Raw genomic sequence first — 18031 nt, 5'->3', positions numbered from 1 at the left:
ACTATATGAATATTTATCGATATTTTACAACGAACATATTTTTATATTTTGTTGCGTTGCGAAATTTATCAACGTTTCTGCCGAAAAGCCCAAATACATCCCAAGCACCAGAACAATGCAAACAGGGCCATGCACCTTTTAAAGTTCGGGAATCCGTGCGCGACGCCCCATTTCCTTGCTATCGCGGTCTAATGGCGATATTCAGGTTTCAAACTGTCATTAACTTGCAATGCCGGGCCCCACTTCTTATCTCCGGCTTGCAACAGGCGAGATGAGACGACGCCATGAATGAAATGATTACAATTGCCGAAGCTTCGGTGGACGCAATGTCGGAAATGCAGATTGATCCGACTTTGGATCTTGAGGCGGAAATTGCCCGCCTTAAGAAAGAAAAGAACGCGATTATTCTGGCCCATTACTACCAGGATGGGGAAATTCAGGATCTTGCCGATTTTGTCGGCGATAGCCTTGATCTGTCGCGCAAGGCCGCCGAAACCGATGCAGATGTCATCGTGTTTTGTGGCGTGCGCTTCATGGCCGAGGTTGCCAAGATTCTGAGCCCGAATAAAACCGTTCTGCTACCCGATTCCAAAGCGGGTTGCTCGCTCGAAGACTCGTGCCAGCCAGAGCCGTTCCGCAAGTTCCGCGAACAGCATCCCGATCATGTGTCGATCACCTATATCAACTGCTCGGCCGAGGTAAAGGCAGCATCGGACATTATCGTGACCTCGTCCAATGCCGCCGAGATCATTGATCAAATCCCGGCGGACAAACCGATCCTTTGGGCGCCTGACCGCCATCTTGGGGCATATCTTGCCAAGAAGACCGGGCGTGACATGACGCTGTGGAATGGATCATGCATCGTGCATGAACAGTTTTCAGAACGCGAACTGATCCGTTTGCAAACGCAAAACCCGGACGCCAAGGTTGCCGCCCACCCGGAATGCCATGATGGCATTCTCAAACATGCCGATCATATCGGGTCCACCCGTGCCATTCTGGAATATGTGATCAACGGTCCGGATCAGAAATATCTGATCGCGACTGAGCCACACATCATCCACCAGATGGAAAAAGCCGCCCCGCACAAGGAATTCATTCCGGTACCGGGTGCCGACGGATCGTGTGCGTGCAACAATTGCCCGTTCATGGAGCTTAATACGCTTGAAAAACTGTATCTGTGTCTGGTCAACAATGGCCCGCAGATCGTCATGCCGGAACATTTGCGCGTCGCAGCCGTCAAACCGCTTGAACGGATGCTGGAAATGTCAAAAGGCATTCCGCTGAAAAAAGACGACGCGGCCTAAGCCGAACCCTTTCACAGCCCCGCACATTTTGCGGGGCTGTTTTCATTCCCACACGACTTCAAAACGGCTGCCCATCATGACCGTCCTGACCCAAGCTGAAATTTCAGAATTCATCGACCGCGCCTTTGCCGAAGACATCGGCCCCGGTGACATCACATCGGATAATGTCGTACCCGAAAATGCGCGCCTGCGTGTCGCGCTTGAAACCCGCGAAGATATCGTCGTCGCAGGGCTTGATATTGCGCTGGACTGTTTTCGTAAACTGGTCCCGGATGCCAAAATCACAAAACACTGCGAAGACGGCGATGCCATCAAGGCAAAGGACGTTTTGGCTGTCGTTGAGGGCAATGCCCGTGGCATCCTGACGGCGGAGCGCACAGCTCTTAACACCCTGCAGCACCTGTCTGGAATTGCCACCACCACGCGCAGCTATGTTGTTGCTATGGGTGACACGACGACAAAGCTGCTTGATACCCGCAAAACATTGCCGGGCTGGCGCAAGCTTGAAAAATATGCAACCCGTATGGGTGGGGCCCAGAACCACCGCATGGGGCTTTATGACGGGGTGATGATCAAGGACAACCATATCGGCGTTGTCGGATCGATTACCAAATGTGTTGAGGCCGCACGGGCCGCCAACCTGCCGAAAATCGAAGTCGAATGCGACACGCTTGATCAGGTCCACGAAGCAGCGAATGCCGGGGCAGACATCATCCTTCTTGATAACATGGGCCCGGATATGCTGCGCAAAGCCGTTACGATTGTCGATGGCCGCTGCAAGACCGAAGCATCGGGCGGTGTGAACCTACAAACCATTGGCGCCATTGCCGCCACCGGGGTTGATTATGTATCGGTCGGTCGGATCACCCAATCGGCCCCGGCGGTTGATATCGGACTTGATGTCGCGATCCTGTAAATCACGCGAGATGCTGGAATGACAAAACCGGACATCGTTAAAGTCATTGAAACGGCAAACTGGATTTTGCGCGACGGGGCAAAAATCCTGTCGGTACGCAGTAATGGTCGGGATCGGTTTTACCTGCCGGGTGGCAAAATTGATCCGGGCGAAACCGCACGGGATGCGATCATGCGCGAAATCAACGAAGAACTTGGCGTTGATCTAATCCCCGAAACCATCCGCGAACTCGGCACCTTTGCCGGACAGGGCCACAAACAGCCCGACGGGGCAATTGTGCGCATGACATGCTTTGTCGCCGACTATCACGGCACACTTTCCCCGGCACGCGAAATTGCCGAGCTGCGCTGGCTCACCCCGCGTGAACGGAATCTCATGGCACCAATGGGCCAAAAGATCACCGCTGCACTGTTTGATATCTAGGTTTTCAACCTGACAAGCCAAGCGCGCCCACTAACGCGGCGCATCGCCGTCGGGTTCTCCGCCCGCATCGGGGATTGACCGACCAGCCGCATCGGCATCGCGCGAAACATCCTTTGCCGCAGATGGCGGGGTGGCCTTCTTTTCAGCCCCTTCGCCAATCTCGCCCGTATCATTGCCGCCATCCGATGATGGCGTTAACGGCGCAGGCTCATCACGTTTTGGGGCCTCAGGTTCGGACTTCTTGCGTCCTTGGCCAGCTTCGCGGATGGCGTCGGTTAATTTGTCGATATCACGCAGATTAAGATCACGTTGCGGGAACGGCACCTCGACACCTTCGTCGCGGAACCGCTGCACCAGTTCAAAGCGGATCGAACTGGCAACCGCAAGGACATCACCAATATCGCGCAAGAAGTAACGCAGTTCGAAATCAAGCGAACTGTGCCCGAAATCCATAAACACCACCTGTGGTGCCGGATAACTCAGGATTTCACGGCGCTTGTCAGCCATTTCCAAAAGGATTTCACGGACCTTCTCGACATCCGAGCCGTAGGACACCCCAATCTTGATGATCCCACGCCCTGACCGCTCCTTAAGCGTCCAGTTCAGAACACGGTTGGAAATCAATTCAGAGTTCGGGATCACGATGGAGGATCGGTCAAAGGTTTCGATCTCGGTCGCGCGCACCCGGATGTCTTTGACAAACCCTTGATCAGCCCCAACCACAATCCAGTCACCGACCTTGATCGGGCGTTCGACCAGCAAGATAAGGCCAGACACAAAGTTATTTACGATACTTTGCATGCCAAAACCGATACCGACCGAAATCGCACCGGCAATGATCGCAAGATTGGATAAATCCATGCCAGCCGCCGAAATCGCCATCAGTACCGCAAGGCAAATACCGGCATAGCCAAAGATCGCCGAGACAGAATGCTGCAAACCCTGATCAAGCTTGGTGTTGGGCAAAACCCGTGTTGAAAGCATCCGCTGGAAAAACCGCATCAGCCCCAGCACGATGACAAACATCAGAACCGCCAGCAGGATGGCACGTAGCGAGAAGTTGATCCCGCCGACCTGAATGCCGATAAATGCCTGCTCACCAGCACTGAGCAAATCAACCCAGGCAATGTCAGTAAAGACCATCACGGCCGCGGGAATTGCAATGGTGACCATCACGACATCAATCATCACCCGGAGCCAGAAATACAGCGTGCCGTGAACCGTATCGGGTGCCGTGTCATCAACGGTTTCTTCCGGCTTAACCAGATAGGTGTGCATCAAGGCCCGGAAAAGTCCGCGCAGCAGCCAGTAACAGGTCAGAAACGCCGACGCCAACATCAGGTTTTCAAGGATGAAGCGGGCCAGCGCGACATAGCCAAGAACCATCAGGACAGGCAAAAGGATCGCGACTGATTTCATGCCCCGACGACTGCGCCGCTCCAGCTTGGCCCAAAATTCATGCCGCACGCGTTCGTCATGCACCCAAAACACACCAAGCGAGCAAACATACAGCAGGATCGAAATGATCAGGACGTTGGTAATACTCTGAATCAATGCGACATTTAACGAGGTGCCCAATGTGGTCGCACCCTGAAGCAAGATCATGTCCACCGCGAAGATCAATGCAATCGCAAGTGATGAAATCCCGACAACCCGCGCACCGCGTTTGGTCGTCCCTGACCGACGCAAGGTTGGGGCAAACGGCGAATGCACACTGCGTACCGCAGCGCCGACAAACAACAGGAACAAGGCGGCAGCAAAACATTGATGGACAAAATCGCCCATGCTGCCTTTAAGCAGGGCCTCCTGAGAATCAAGAATGCTGTAGGCAATCAAAAGCGCAATGCCCGGCACCAGTGCGGTAAAGACAAAACGCGTACCCGACACCAGCGCAATCCGGTCTTCTTTGGGCGTTTCTTTCCAGCGCGAGGGGATGTATCGCAGGACGATCACTTCCCCGCCGATCAATGCCGCCAGCACGATCATCGCCAGAAAAACCAGCCCCGGTGCAATCTCGCTCAGTTCATCGGCAACTTTGCCGTCAAGTTCCAGATTGGCATAGCGGGCCTGAACCATGCTTGGAAAGGCCAGAACTTCGCCGCCAGATTCCAGCCAAACCGACGGATCAAGCGGCAGATCTACCCGGCCAAGAATTCGGCGGGTAAACCGTTCACGCGCCAAACTTGCCAAACGATCTGACAATTCAGCGGCCTGAAAATCGATCAATTCGATCTGTTTGATCAGTCCGCTTACTTTTGCAATGTCCTGATTAAGCCGGTCGCGTTCATGCGCAACTGCGGGGACTTCATCCTGCCCTTCGGCAGGGGGATCGCCCAGCTTACCCTTGGCGGCCTGAAAACGTTTCAGGCGGTCGGCGGCCAGCCCCCGTAGAGCCGTTGTCGCATTTAGGATCTGCTCGGTTGTTTTTCGGCCATCCGCAATAACACGGCCAGCAACTTCACTGCTATCAAGGCTATCTTCAAGTTCACCAAGCTGGCCGTCCCATTCCGCAATGCGTTTCTGGGCATTTTCCAGTTCAATTTTTTGAACCGCTTCCTGTCCCGGACGGTTGCCCTCGCCTGTGTCGGCATTCTGAGCCTGCAGTTCGGCGGTTGCCGCAAATGCAAAAATGCAAACAACAAACCCGACACATAAACGACGCATTAAACTCATGCCTGATGTTCCATCATGATTTTTGACCAACGGCATTTGACCGTTTTTCCCAATTTGTAAACAGGTTACACTGAAGCCCATAACGAATCACGAAACGTTTCGTTCCCGGTCACGACCAACCACCATTCAATGTTCCACGCCATACCCCGCGAAGGAAAACAAGATGACCACATCGGGCCTGATCAACGCATTCGATATCGCCTCAAATGGAACAGGCGTGGCGATGGGCTGGGAAGACATTTCAACCAGAATTCCCAGTCTCGACGATGGTCATTATCTTTGGGTTCATCTCGACTGGATGACCGATGGCGTTCATGATTGGCTGATGAATATTGCCGGAATCGACCCGACGATTGCCACCAACCTGGCCACACGTGGCACACGTCCGTCTGTGTTCTTCTACGATCATGGTTTTTCCATGAACCTGCGCGGGGTGAACCTGAATGCGGAAAACGATCCGGCGGACATGATTTCGGTGCGTTTCTGGTTGTCGGGAAACATCGTCATCACACTGCGCAACCAGTCGCTCAAGGCCTTTGACGATATCCGCACTGCAATTGCGGCTGGCAAAGCCCCCCATAGCCCCGATGATTTCATTCTCACGGTTGCCGAGCGGCTGGCGTATCGGGTTGAAAATGTCGTACGTGGCCTGGAAGAAAACGTCGAAGCGATTGAGGATGACCAGGAAGGTGTGACCGAGGGCAAAACATTGCCACTGCGCATGCGCGGCTCAGACATTCGCAACCAGCTATCCCGACTGCGACGACATCTGGCACCGCAACGTGATGCGCTTGTTATGTTTGTCGAACAGAAACCAAGCTGGGCCGACAAACGGTTTAAACGCCGTGCGCGTGCGCTGACCGACAAAACAATGCGACTGGTCGAAGATTTCGATTCCTTGCGCGAACGCATTCAGATCGTGAATGAAAACCTGATGGCGCTTGAAACCGAACGGATGAACAGGACCATGTATTGGTTGACCGTCATTGCCGGGCTTTTCCTGCCGATCAGTTTTGTGACCGGGTTGCTTGGCATCAATGTTGGCGGGATCCCGGCGGCAGACAGCCCGTGGGGATTTGCGACAGTCGCCGTTATTCTGGCCGCGATTGTTGGATTTGAAATCTGGCTGTTTAAAAAAATGCGCCTGATTTAACGACGAAAACCAGGGCCGCCACGCACAGAACGCCAAACAGTCCTGCAAAGCAGCTTGTTGCAATGCGGCACTGCTTGGCGCTATGACTTTGCCAACGCCCGCGTTTTTTTTCACTGTAATCGAGATATGTTGATGACTGACGGCCCACTTTCACGTTACCGCGCGAAAATCACCAATGGTGAGCTGTCCCATGACCCGATGCAGGAACTCTGCGCGGAAAAACTACAGAGCCTCAAAAACGCCCTGTCAAACTATGAACCGGCAACCGGATCAGGGGGCTGGCGCGAACGGTTTGGCCTGACGCGCCGCCGCGATGAACCCACCCCGCCGTCCGGGCTTTATATCTACGGCGAAGTCGGGCGGGGCAAATCCATGCTGATGGATCTGTTCTATGAAACCATCGACATTGAACAAAAACGCCGCGTTCATTTTCATGACTTCATGCAAGACGTCCATAACCGCATGCACCGGTATCGTCAGCAAAAGAAAGAAGATGACGCTGACGCCGACCCCATCCCGCCGATCGCAAAAGATCTGGCAAATGACGCGTGGCTGTTGTGTTTCGATGAAATGCAGGTCACCGATATTACCGATGCGATGATTCTCGGTCGTCTGTTTGAACATCTGTTCGAACATGGTGTGGTGATCGTTACCACATCAAACCGGCAACCTGATGACCTTTATAAAGATGGCCTGCAGCGTCAGAATTTCTTGCCGTTTATTGAGATGATCAAGCAGAAGCTTGATGTCCTAGAACTGGCCAGCGCGACCGATTATCGCATGCGCAACCTGACGGCGGCGGACGTTTTCGTCTATCCGATATCGCACGATGATGCCCTGCCCAAAATCGACGCGATGTTCACCACCCTGACCGAAGGTGCACGCGTCGCCCCCGATAGCCTGACCGTCAAAGGTCGCAAGATCGAAATCTCGGCCGTCGGGGCCGGTGTTGCCAAGTTCAGCTTTGAAGAACTGTGTACGCGGCCGCTTGGGCCGGGCGACTACATTGCACTGGCAACCCATTTCCATACCATTGTCATCGACTTTATCCCGAAATTGCCTGATGCGCGCCGGGACTGGGCAAAGCGTTTTGGCACCCTGATCGACGCGATGTATGAACATAAAACCAAATTGATCTGTGCGATTGAATGCGACCCCACCGAGATTTATACCGATGGCGATTATTCGTTTGAATTTCAGCGCACTGTGTCGCGGATGACCGAAATGCGCAGCCAGGAATACCTCGATATGGCGCATCTGACCTGATCTGGCGCGCTTGGCAATCACACATGCGCACAGGTGCAAAGTTGATGAGCAGCATCCCCTGCTTTACCGGACAGTTTCATTGGGCAGTTCCACGGGGAAATCACAACGGACTAGCCAGCCCCGCGCCATGATCGGACACCATATTTTCGTATGGGAAAAACGACTCCACCCACCTGAGTTTAAAACGATTGCAATTATTCGCCACGCAGTAGCTTTTCGGGCGGCGATTCTTGCGTGAGCACGATCACAAACGCACAAATGCGCAAAATTCACCGAACGCGCGATTTTTCGAATACAGCATCACCGCATGGCAGATAGCAGTTTCATGCAATGCTACGCGGATCAGAACATCATCTCGCGCCCGAATTCGCGGCAAAAGCCCGCACTGCCTTTCCTTTAGGCATCGCGCAATCGCAAACTGGCTTTGGTTTTGCTGCATATTCTGCCTTGTTCGCAATTGCAGCATGACCGGTTTTTGAGCGTTTAGACCATAGTTGCAACAAACCGGGAACCGGCGGTTTTCCTCGTAAAAACAGCGGCGTTTCCCCTTGTAAATCAGGACAAATCAGTTTACGACACTTGATGTTTACGAACGAATATTTCGCGTTCGCAGGTTTAAATTTTCAATCGCGCTCCCAACTTGAGTTTCGACCCCCAGGAAGTGCAATAGGGAAGAAGGTAACGGAATGGCCCGCAACAAGATCGCGCTCGTCGGTGCTGGCAATATTGGTGGCACGCTTGCTCACCTCGTCGGACTGAAAGAGCTTGGCGACGTCGTCCTTTTCGACATCGTTGATGGCATGCCACAGGGCAAGTCGCTCGACATTGCTGAATCCTCCCCCGTTGACATGTTTGATGCCGACCTCAAGGGTACCAGTGACTACAAAGACATTGCAGGCGCGGATGTCGTCATCGTCACCGCAGGTGTCGCCCGCAAGCCGGGCATGAGCCGTGATGATCTCATCGGCATCAACACCAAAGTCATGACCCAGGTTGGTCAGGGCATCAAGGAACATGCTCCAAACGCATTCGTCATTGTCATCACCAACCCGCTTGATGCGATGGTTTGGGTGATGCAGCAGGCAACTGGCTTCGATCCGAAGAAAGTTGTTGGCATGGCAGGCGTTCTGGATTCAGCACGCTTCCGTTACTTCCTCGCAGAAGAATTCAAAGTATCGGTCAAGGACGTCACCGCGTTCGTTCTTGGCGGTCACGGCGACACCATGGTCCCGTCGATCCGCTATTCGACCGTTGCAGGCATCCCAGTTCCTGACCTGATCAAAATGGGTTGGACCACGCAGGAAAAGATCGACGAGATCGTTCAGCGTACCCGTGATGGTGGTGCCGAAATCGTTGCCCTTCTGAAAACAGGCTCTGCATTCTATGCCCCGGCGGCTTCGGCAATCGCGATGGCAGAAAGCTACCTGAAAGATCAGAAACGCGTCATGCCGGTTGCTGCTTATCTGAGCGGTGAATACGGCGTTGATGGTATTTACGTTGGTGTCCCGGTTGTTCTGGGCGCTGGCGGTGTCGAACGCATCGTCGAGATCAATCTCGACGAGTCCGAAAAGGCAAACTTCGAGAGTTCCGTGGCAGCTGTCCGCGGCCTCGTCGAAGCTGCCAAGGGCATGCTCTAAGAACGCGAAGCGGGCTGGTCACTGACCGGCCCGTTTTTCAATCATTGTTGTTTTTCAAACTTCAATGATCGCGGGCCTCGCAATAAAGTCCCTCCCGCAAGTTACGGGGACATTGAAATCCCGATTTCTGACCCACAGGAAATCGTACGGAAGGCAAGAAAGCGACCTAACATGAATATTCATGAGTACCAGGCGAAAGAAATTCTTCGCAAATACGGTGTGACCGTGCCGAACGGCAAAGTCGCCTACACCGCCGAAGAAGCCACTGAAGCTGCCCAGTCACAGGCTGGTCCGGTTTATGTGGTTAAATCACAGATCCATGCAGGTGGCCGCGGTAAGGGCACCTTCAAGGAAGAAAAAGCCGGCGACAAAGGCGGCGTTCGCGTTGTCAAAAGCGTCGAAGAAGTCGGCACCAACGCTGAACAGATGCTCGGTTCGACCCTGGTTACCCACCAGACCGGTCCGGACGGCAAAGAAGTCAAACGCGTTTACATCGAAGAAGGCTGCGATATCGCACGCGAACTGTATCTTTCGGTTCTCGTCGACCGCGCCTCCTCACGCGTGATCTTCATGGCATCCACCGAAGGTGGCATGGACATTGAAGAAGTTGCAGAAGCAACCCCGGAAAAGATCGTCACCGTTGACATCGACCCGGCTGCTGGCTTCTCGGGCTTCCATGGCCGTAAACTGGCGTTTGCGCTTGGTCTTGAAGGCAAGCAGGTTTCCAAAGCTGTCAAGTTCATGTCAGCAATGTACCAGTGCTTCCTCGATACCGATGCTGCAATGGTTGAAATCAACCCGCTGGTCGTGACCGGCGATGGTGACATCATTGCGCTTGATTGCAAAATGAGCTTCGACGACAACGCGCTGTTCCGTCATCAGGACATCGAAGATCTGCGCGACGAAGACGAAGAAAACCCCGCCGAACTTGAAGCTGCCAAGCACAGCCTCAACTACATCAAGCTTGATGGCACCATCGGCTGCATGGTCAATGGCGCAGGCCTTGCCATGGCAACCATGGACATCATCAAACTTTATGGTGGTGCACCGGCAAACTTCCTCGACGTTGGTGGCGGCGCAACCAAAGAACGTGTTACCACGGCCTTCAAACTGATCTTGTCTGATCCGAATGTCGAAGGCATTCTGGTCAACATCTTTGGTGGCATCATGCGGTGTGACGTGATTGCAGACGGCGTTGTGGCAGCAGCCCGCGAAGTCAGCCTGAACGTCCCGCTGGTTGTTCGCCTCGAAGGTACCAATGTCGAACTTGGCAAGAAGATTCTCGAAGAATCGGGTCTGCCGATTGTTTCGGCCGATAACCTTGCCGATGCCGCCGAGAAGGTGGTCAAAGCTGTGAAGGAGGCCGCGTAACTATGGCTGTTCTCGTCGATAAAAACACCAAAGTTATCTGCCAGGGTTTCACTGGTTCGCAGGGTACCTTCCACAGCGAACAGGCTATTGCCTATGGCACGAAAATGGTTGGCGGTGTTACCCCGGGTAAAGGCGGCACCAAGCACCTTGACCTGCCGGTTTTCAACACCGTTGCCGAAGCGAAACACGTTACCGAAGCAAATGCCTCGGTCATCTATGTTCCGCCGCCCTTTGCTGCTGATGCAATTCTTGAAGCCATCGATGCGAAAATCGAACTGGCTGTCTGCATCACCGAAGGCATTCCGGTTGCCGACATGGTCCGCGTCAAGCGTGCGCTAGAAGGTTCTTCGACCCGCCTGATCGGTCCGAACTGCCCGGGTGTCATCACCCCGGATGAATGCAAAATCGGCATTATGCCCGGTCACATTCACCGCCGCGGTAAAATCGGTATCGTGTCGCGTTCAGGGACCCTCACCTACGAAGCAGTTGCTCAGACCACGGCCGCTGGCCTGGGTCAGTCAACCTGTATCGGTATTGGTGGTGACCCGGTCAACGGCACCAACTTCATTGATTGCCTCGACCTGTTCCTGCGGGATCCGGAAACCGAAGGCATCATCATGATTGGTGAGATCGGTGGTACTGCAGAAGAAGAAGCATGTGAGTTCCTGAAAGCTTCGGCTGTCAAGAAACCGGTTGCTGGCTTCATCGCGGGTGTTACCGCACCTCCGGGTAAACGCATGGGCCATGCCGGTGCGATCATCTCCGGCGGTCAGGGCACTGCGGATGCGAAAATGGAAGCAATGCGCAGTGCTGGCGTACTTGTAGCTGATTTGCCTGCGAGCCTCGGTTCGACCATGCTCAAGGCGTTGAAGGGCTAATCTGGGTAGTCAGAGGAAAGGCAAGGGGGGGCGTGGTCCTTCTTGGGGACCATGCCTTCCAAGACCACAAATGAAACCTCAAGATCTCGACACGATTCTGAACGAGTTGAACGCAACCTACATCGCTGAACTTTATGCGCGCTATACGGAAAGCCCGACTGCGGTTGACCAAAGCTGGGCAGAGTTCTTTGACGGGTTGCAGGACGACGCCTCCGCACTCCTCGCAGAAATGCGTGGGCCAAGCTGGCAACCACGGGAAACCACGGTTGTCGGCGGCATGGAGGGATACGACGTCTCACAAGGGTATGCCGAACGTCCGGTCCAAGCGGCCTATGCGCCGGCAGCCTATTCCGCACCTGCTGGTGGGTCGGTTAATTCCGACGCCATTCGTGCGGCAGCCAATGACTCTATTCGCGCACTGATGCTGATCCGATCCTTCCGTGTGCGCGGACATCTGGAAGCAAATCTTGATCCGCTGGGCCTTGCCCCGCGTGAACCACATCCGGAACTTGATCCCAAGACCTATGGCTTTACCGAGGCCGATCTGGACCGTCCGATTTTCATTGCCAATGTACTTGGCCTTGAGACCGCGACAATCCGTCAGATCGTATCGATGGCACGCAAAACCTATTGCGGGTCGATCGGTATTGAATTCATGCACATTCAGGAACCTGACCAGAAAGCATGGATTCAGCAGCGTATCGAAAGCATCGGCAACCAGACGCAGTTTACTGCACGTGGCAAGGAAGCCATCCTTGACCGCCTGATTGCTGCCGAAGGGTTCGAAAACTATCTGCACACCAAATATGTCGGTACCAAGCGTTTTGGTATTGATGGTGGTGAATCCCTGATGCCGGCAATGGAACAGATCCTCAAACGCGGGAGCCAGCTTGGCATTCGCGAGGTTGTGTTCGGTATGCCGCACCGTGGTCGCCTGAACGTTCTTGCCAACGTTATGAGCAAGCCGTTCCGTGCGATTTTCTCGGAATTCATGGGCAATCCGTCCAAGCCGGACGACGTGATGGGCTCGGGGGATGTTAAATATCACCTTGGGACATCTGCCGACCGCGAATTTGATGGCAATGTTGTTCACCTCTCGTTGACGGCGAACCCGTCACACCTTGAGGCGGTCAACACGGTTGTCCTTGGTAAAGTCCGCGCTAAACAGTCCCAGCGTAAAGACACCGAACGTGAGCAGGTTATGGGTATCCTCCTGCATGGCGATGCGGCCTTTGCCGGTCAGGGGCTTGTTGCTGAAACCTTCGATCTGTCGCACCTCAAAGGCTATCGTACCGGCGGTACGATCCACTTTGTGGTCAATAACCAGATTGGTTTCACAACCAAACCAACAGATTCACGTTCTTCGCCTTATTGCTCGGACATTGCCAAAGTCGTTCAGGCTCCGATCCTGCACGTCAATGGCGACGATCCCGAAGCAGTGGTCCATGCGGCACGTATCGCGACTGAATTCCGTCAGGAGTTCAAACAGGACGTCGTCATCGACATGTTCTGCTATCGCCGCTTTGGCCATAACGAAAGTGACGAACCGGCATTCACCCAGCCTAAGATGTATGACGTGATCGGCAAACATCCGACCACCAAGGACATCTATGCCAAACAGCTGATCAAGGAAGGTCTTCTGACCGAAGATCGCATCAAGGAACTGGATAAATCATTCCAGGATTATCTTGATGACGAATTCAAGGCGTCGGAAAACTACCGTCCGAACAAGGCTGACTGGCTTGAAGGTAAATGGTCGGGTCTTGCATCCTCGCACGGCGAAGATGCGGACTGGTCCGGTGATACCGGCGTTGCCGACGATCTGCTGGCCGAAGTTGGTCGTGCATTGTCGACCGCCCCTGCTGATTACGACATCAACCGCAAAATCCTTCGTCAGTTGAAGGCAAAAGCCAAGATGTTTGAAACCGGCGAAGGTATCGACTGGGCAACTGCCGAAGCCATGGCATTCGGAACTTTGATGTGCGAAGGCACACCGGTTCGTCTGTCTGGTCAGGATTGCCAGCGCGGGACATTCTCGCAACGTCATGCCAAGCTGATTGATCAGACCAACGAAGCAAAATACACCCCGCTCAATAACATCCGCACCGGTCAGGCCGAGCTTGAGGTTCTCAACTCGCCGCTGTCCGAAGCAGGTGTTCTTGGCTTTGAATATGGCATCACCCTTGCAGAACCGCATTCATTGGTTCTCTGGGAAGCCCAGTTCGGTGATTTTGCCAACGGCGCACAGGTCATCATTGACCAGTTCATCAGCTCGGGCGAAGCCAAATGGCTGCGTATGTCGGGTCTGGTGATGCTTCTGCCGCACGGTTACGAGGGCCAGGGTCCGGAACATAGTTCCGCACGTCTGGAACGTTACCTGCAGCTTTGTGGTGAAAATAACATGCAGGTGGCGAACGTCACGACACCGGCAAACTATTACCACATCCTGCGCCGTCAGATCCGCCGTTCGTTCCGTAAACCGTTGATCCTGATGACGCCGAAATCGCTTCTGCGTCACAAACAGGCTGTATCCTCGCTGTCCGAATTCGGCACGGGGACCAAATTCCTGCCGGTGATCAGCGAAAGCGGAAAAATGGTCGCTGACAGCAAGGTCAAACGTGTCGTTCTGTCGTCGGGTAAGGTCTATTACGATCTTCTCGCCGAACGTGAAAACCGTGGCATCGAAGATGTTGCGCTTGTGCGTGTTGAACAGCTTTATCCGTGGCCGGAACAAGAACTTGCCACGGAACTGGCCAAATATCCGAATGCTGATGTTGTCTGGTGTCAGGAAGAATCCGAAAACATGGGTTCGTGGTACTACGTTGATCGTCGTATCGAAGGCACACTTGCCAGCATCAAACACAAGACGGGTCGTCCCGTCTATGTCGGTCGTGCAGCATCCGCTTCGCCGGCAACGGGTCTTCTTAAGGCTCACTTGCGTGAACAGGCCGAACTTGTCGATGCGGCATTAAGCGTCAAATAACTTTACCGGACGGGCGAGCAATCGCCCGTCCGATACGTTCATTTAGAATTCATTCGCATCACGGCAGGCCCACACTGCCTGATTGAAAAAACGGTCGAGGAAAAAATGGCGACTGAAGTTAAAGTTCCCGCACTGGGCGAGTCTGTATCCGAAGCCACAGTGGCGAAATGGTACAAAAAAGTTGGTGATGCTGTTGCAGCCGATGAACCGATTGTCGAACTTGAAACCGACAAAGTGACGGTTGAAGTCAACTCACCGGTTGCCGGCGCGATTGCCGAACTGGTTGTTGGCGAAGGCGACGAGGTTGAAGTTGGCGCCCTGATCGCCATGATCACCGAAGGCGCTGAAGGTTCGGCTGCGGCGGAACCAGCCAAGGACGAGGCACCAGCCGAGAAAAAAGAAGAAGCACCGGCGAAGAAAGAAGAAGCCAAACCGGCTCCTGCTGCTGCGCCTGCTTCGACGACCGCATCAAACAGCGACCACCCGTTGGCCCCTGCTGTTCGTAAACTGGTCGAAGACAAAAATCTTGATCCGTCAAAAATTCCGGCTTCGGGTAAAGACGGTCGCCTGACCAAGGGCGATGTTCTGAACTTCCTTGAAGGCGGCGGATCGGCTTCGCGTTCTGCAGCCCCGGCGGCGGCTCCTGCCCCGGCGGCACCGAAGCCTGAGCGTGACCTGCGCGACGGTGAAGAACGTGTCAAAATGTCCAAGCTGCGCCAGACCATCGCGCGCCGCTTGAAAGAAGCCCAGAACACCGCGGCCATGCTGACCACTTATAACGAAGTGGACATGACCAACCTTCTGGCATGCCGTAACAAATACAAAGAAGGCTTCGAGAAGAAACACGGTGTGAAGCTTGGCTTCATGTCCTTCTTCATCAAAGCCTGCACCACGGCACTCAAAGAATGGCCTGCTGTTAATGCCGAAATCGACGGCACCAGCTTCATCTATAAAAACTACTGCGATATCGGCGTTGCTGTCGGCACCCCGCAGGGTCTTGTTGTTCCGGTTATCCGTTCGGCAGAAGAAAAGAACTTTGCTGATCTGGAAAGCACCATTGTCGATTTCGGCAAGCGTGCGCGTGACGGCAAACTCGGCATGGATGAAATGAGCGGCGGTTCGTTCACCATCTCGAACGGTGGTGTGTTTGGATCGCTTCTGTCGTCCCCGATCCTCAATGCACCGCAGTCGGGTATCCTTGGCATGCATAAAACCCAGATGCGCCCGGTCGCAATCGACGGCAAAGTCGAAATTCGTCCGATGATGTATCTGGCACTGTCCTATGACCACCGTGTCATTGACGGCCGCGAAGCGGTTTCGTTCCTGGTACGCGTCAAGGAATGCATCGAGAACCCAGAACGCATCCTGCTCGACATCTGATCAGACAAAAGGATCAAAGAACTCATGAGTGAGAACTACGACGTTGTCGTGATCGGTGGCGGTCCTGGCGGTTACGTTTGCGCCATCCGCGCCGCACAGCTTGGTCTTAAGGTTGCCTGCGTTGAAAAACGCGGCACCCTTGGCGGCACCTGCTTGAATGTAGGGTGCATTCCATCCAAAGCCCTGCTGCATTCCTCGCACCTGTTTGAGGAAGCAACCGAGCATTTCGATACCCATGGCATCGAAGTCAGCAAGCCGAAGGTCAACATCGAAAAGATGATGGCCCGTAAGGACAAGGTTGTTGACGGAAATGTCAAAGGCATCGAGTTCCTGTTCAAAAAGAACAAGATTACCTATGTCAAAGGTGCTGGCGAAATTACGTCGCCGACCACCGTTAAGGTTGCTCTTCTCGATGGTGGCGAAGAAACCATCACCGCCAAGAACATCGTGATCGCCACGGGTTCGGAAGTTACCCCGTTGCCAGGTGTTGAAATCGATGAGAAAAACATCGTTTCGTCGACCGGTGCACTGGTTCTTCCGAAAGTGCCGAAAAAGATGGTTGTCATCGGTGCTGGCGTGATCGGGCTTGAGCTTGGTTCTGTCTGGCGTCGTCTTGGTACCGAAGTGACCGTGATCGAATTCCTTGATCGTATCCTGCCGGGCATGGATGGTGAGTTGGTCAAACAGACACAGCGCATCTTTGCCAAACAGGGTCTTGAATTCAAACTGGGCCACAAGGTTACCGGTGCGAAATCAACCAAGTCTGGTGTGACTTTGACTGTTGAACCATCCAAGGGTGGCGACGCAGAAGAAATCAAAACCGATGTCGTTCTGGTCGCGATTGGTCGCCGTCCGTTTATCACTGGCCTTGGTCTTGATAAAGCTGGCGTCGAGCTTGACGAACGTGGTCGGGTTAAAACCGACGAACACTTCCAGACCAATGTTGGTGGCATCTTTGCCATCGGCGATGCAATCGCCGGTCCGATGCTGGCTCATAAGGCCGAAGAAGACGGTGTTGCACTTGCCGAAATGCTGGCAGGCGAAGAAGGCCATGTCGATTACGGCAAGGTCCCGGGTGTTGTTTACACCTGGCCGGAAGTTGCAGCCGTTGGCAAAACCGAAGAGCAGCTGAAGGAAGAAGGCGTTGACTATAAAGTCGGCAAATTCCCCTTCACCGCCAATGGCCGCGCCAAGGCTATGGAAAGCACGGAAGGTTTCGTCAAAATCCTGGAAGACAAGAAAACGCACCGTGTTGTCGGCGCGCATATTGTCGGCCCGGCTGCTGGTGACCTGATTGCCGAAGTGGTTCTGGCGATGGAATACGGCGCATCCGCCGAAGACATCGCACGTACTTGCCACGCCCACCCGGCTCTTGGCGAATCCGTCAAGGAAGCGGCGCTGGACGCGGACAAACGCGCAATCCACATGTAATCTATCCGTCATCGGATGATCGAAACGGTCGCCCTTGCGGGCGGCCGTTTTATTTTGTCTGATGGATAAATTGGCCCTGCCAAACACTGGCTTATTTTGTATGATGATTTAACTTTTCCAGCCTGAGGATCGCATCCCATGACTTTATCGATCGGACTTGTTGCCCACGACCGTCGAAAACGCGAAATGGCAGATTGGCTGGAAACCCATAAGGCACAGTTCGCGGGCTCACGGATTTTTGCAACCGGCACCACGGGTCGCGTTCTTCAGGAACGGTTTCCCGATCTTGATATTGTCGCATTGAAAAGCGGGCCTTTTGGCGGGGATCAGCAACTTGGATCGATGATTGCACATGGCGAATTGCAAGCAATGTTCTTTTTCACCGACCCGATGACGCCCCAACCCCATGATGTCGATGTGCGCGCTTTGATCCGGCTTGCCAACATGTATGAAGTTCCGATTGCGTGTAACCGCAGTACAGCCGACCTTCTGATCAGCAATCCGAATTTTGAAGAAATCTGCGAACAATATCGCGGTCATTCCCCAGAACAGGCCTTTGCCGATTACACAAATCGTAAGGTCTGATTGATTCCAACAGATTTTCGCAAAGCGC

Annotated in this window: 13 protein-coding genes; 12 read left to right on the top strand and 1 reads right to left on the bottom strand. The window is 53.9% G+C overall.

The window, feature by feature from the left end; all coding sequences use genetic code 11:
• The first annotated feature begins 284 nt into the window (after positions 1-284).
• From nadA to AC0VXT_RS01435, 3 genes are all read left to right on the top strand, one after another.
• The gene (nadA, locus tag AC0VXT_RS01445) at positions 285-1307 is read left to right on the top strand and encodes a quinolinate synthase NadA (RefSeq protein ID WP_475547217.1); all 1023 of its coding nucleotides are present in this window, start codon (positions 285-287) and stop codon (positions 1305-1307) included.
• A gap of 76 nt (positions 1308-1383) precedes the next feature.
• Positions 1384-2223, top strand: a complete 840-nt coding sequence (gene nadC, locus AC0VXT_RS01440) for a carboxylating nicotinate-nucleotide diphosphorylase (RefSeq protein WP_475547216.1) — start codon at positions 1384-1386, stop codon at positions 2221-2223.
• Between the two features lie 18 nt (positions 2224-2241).
• Positions 2242-2646: an NUDIX hydrolase gene (locus AC0VXT_RS01435; protein ID WP_475547215.1), complete on the top strand. Its 405-nt coding sequence runs from the start codon at positions 2242-2244 to the stop codon at positions 2644-2646.
• 30 nt (positions 2647-2676) lie between these two features.
• On the opposite strand, the gene AC0VXT_RS01430 is transcribed toward AC0VXT_RS01435, so the two are convergent.
• Complete coding sequence (locus AC0VXT_RS01430) at positions 2677-5319, bottom strand: DUF3772 domain-containing protein (protein ID WP_475547214.1); 2643 nt, start codon at positions 5317-5319, stop codon at positions 2677-2679.
• A gap of 163 nt (positions 5320-5482) precedes the next feature.
• Here AC0VXT_RS01430 and AC0VXT_RS01425 point away from each other — a divergent pair, with 163 nt between their 5' ends.
• The 9 genes from AC0VXT_RS01425 to AC0VXT_RS01385 all read left to right on the top strand — a co-directional run bounded on the left by AC0VXT_RS01425 (position 5483) and on the right by AC0VXT_RS01385 (position 18003).
• Positions 5483-6472, top strand: a complete 990-nt coding sequence (locus AC0VXT_RS01425) for a zinc transporter ZntB (protein ID WP_475547213.1) — start codon at positions 5483-5485, stop codon at positions 6470-6472.
• A 132-nt stretch (positions 6473-6604) separates the two neighbouring features.
• Positions 6605-7738: a cell division protein ZapE gene (gene zapE, locus AC0VXT_RS01420; RefSeq protein ID WP_475547212.1), complete on the top strand. Its 1134-nt coding sequence runs from the start codon at positions 6605-6607 to the stop codon at positions 7736-7738.
• Positions 7739-8424: 686 nt separating this feature from the next.
• The gene (mdh, locus tag AC0VXT_RS01415; protein ID WP_102784450.1) at positions 8425-9375 is read left to right on the top strand and encodes a malate dehydrogenase; all 951 of its coding nucleotides are present in this window, start codon (positions 8425-8427) and stop codon (positions 9373-9375) included.
• 171 nt (positions 9376-9546) lie between these two features.
• Positions 9547-10746, top strand: coding sequence for an ADP-forming succinate--CoA ligase subunit beta (gene sucC / locus AC0VXT_RS01410; protein WP_475547211.1), 1200 nt, complete (start codon positions 9547-9549; stop codon positions 10744-10746).
• 2 nt (positions 10747-10748) lie between these two features.
• A complete protein-coding gene (gene sucD / locus AC0VXT_RS01405) occupies positions 10749-11624 on the top strand; it encodes a succinate--CoA ligase subunit alpha (protein WP_475547210.1) in 876 nt (291 codons plus the stop codon).
• A gap of 70 nt (positions 11625-11694) precedes the next feature.
• The gene (locus AC0VXT_RS01400) at positions 11695-14607 is read left to right on the top strand and encodes a 2-oxoglutarate dehydrogenase E1 component (RefSeq protein ID WP_475547209.1); all 2913 of its coding nucleotides are present in this window, start codon (positions 11695-11697) and stop codon (positions 14605-14607) included.
• A 105-nt stretch (positions 14608-14712) separates the two neighbouring features.
• Entirely contained in the window at positions 14713-15987 is a 1275-nt protein-coding gene (odhB, locus tag AC0VXT_RS01395) for a 2-oxoglutarate dehydrogenase complex dihydrolipoyllysine-residue succinyltransferase (protein WP_022731743.1), read from the top strand.
• Positions 15988-16011: 24 nt separating this feature from the next.
• Positions 16012-17418, top strand: a complete 1407-nt coding sequence (gene lpdA / locus AC0VXT_RS01390; protein ID WP_102784452.1) for a dihydrolipoyl dehydrogenase — start codon at positions 16012-16014, stop codon at positions 17416-17418.
• Between the two features lie 138 nt (positions 17419-17556).
• Positions 17557-18003, top strand: coding sequence for a methylglyoxal synthase (locus tag AC0VXT_RS01385; RefSeq protein WP_276652968.1), 447 nt, complete (start codon positions 17557-17559; stop codon positions 18001-18003).
• The last annotated feature ends 28 nt before the right edge of the window (positions 18004-18031 follow it).

Source organism: Thalassospira sp. Z349TD_5 (genome assembly GCF_056173045.1).
The sequence above is the reverse complement of the archived record's forward strand: the minus strand, read 5'-3'. Positions and strand labels throughout refer to the sequence as shown.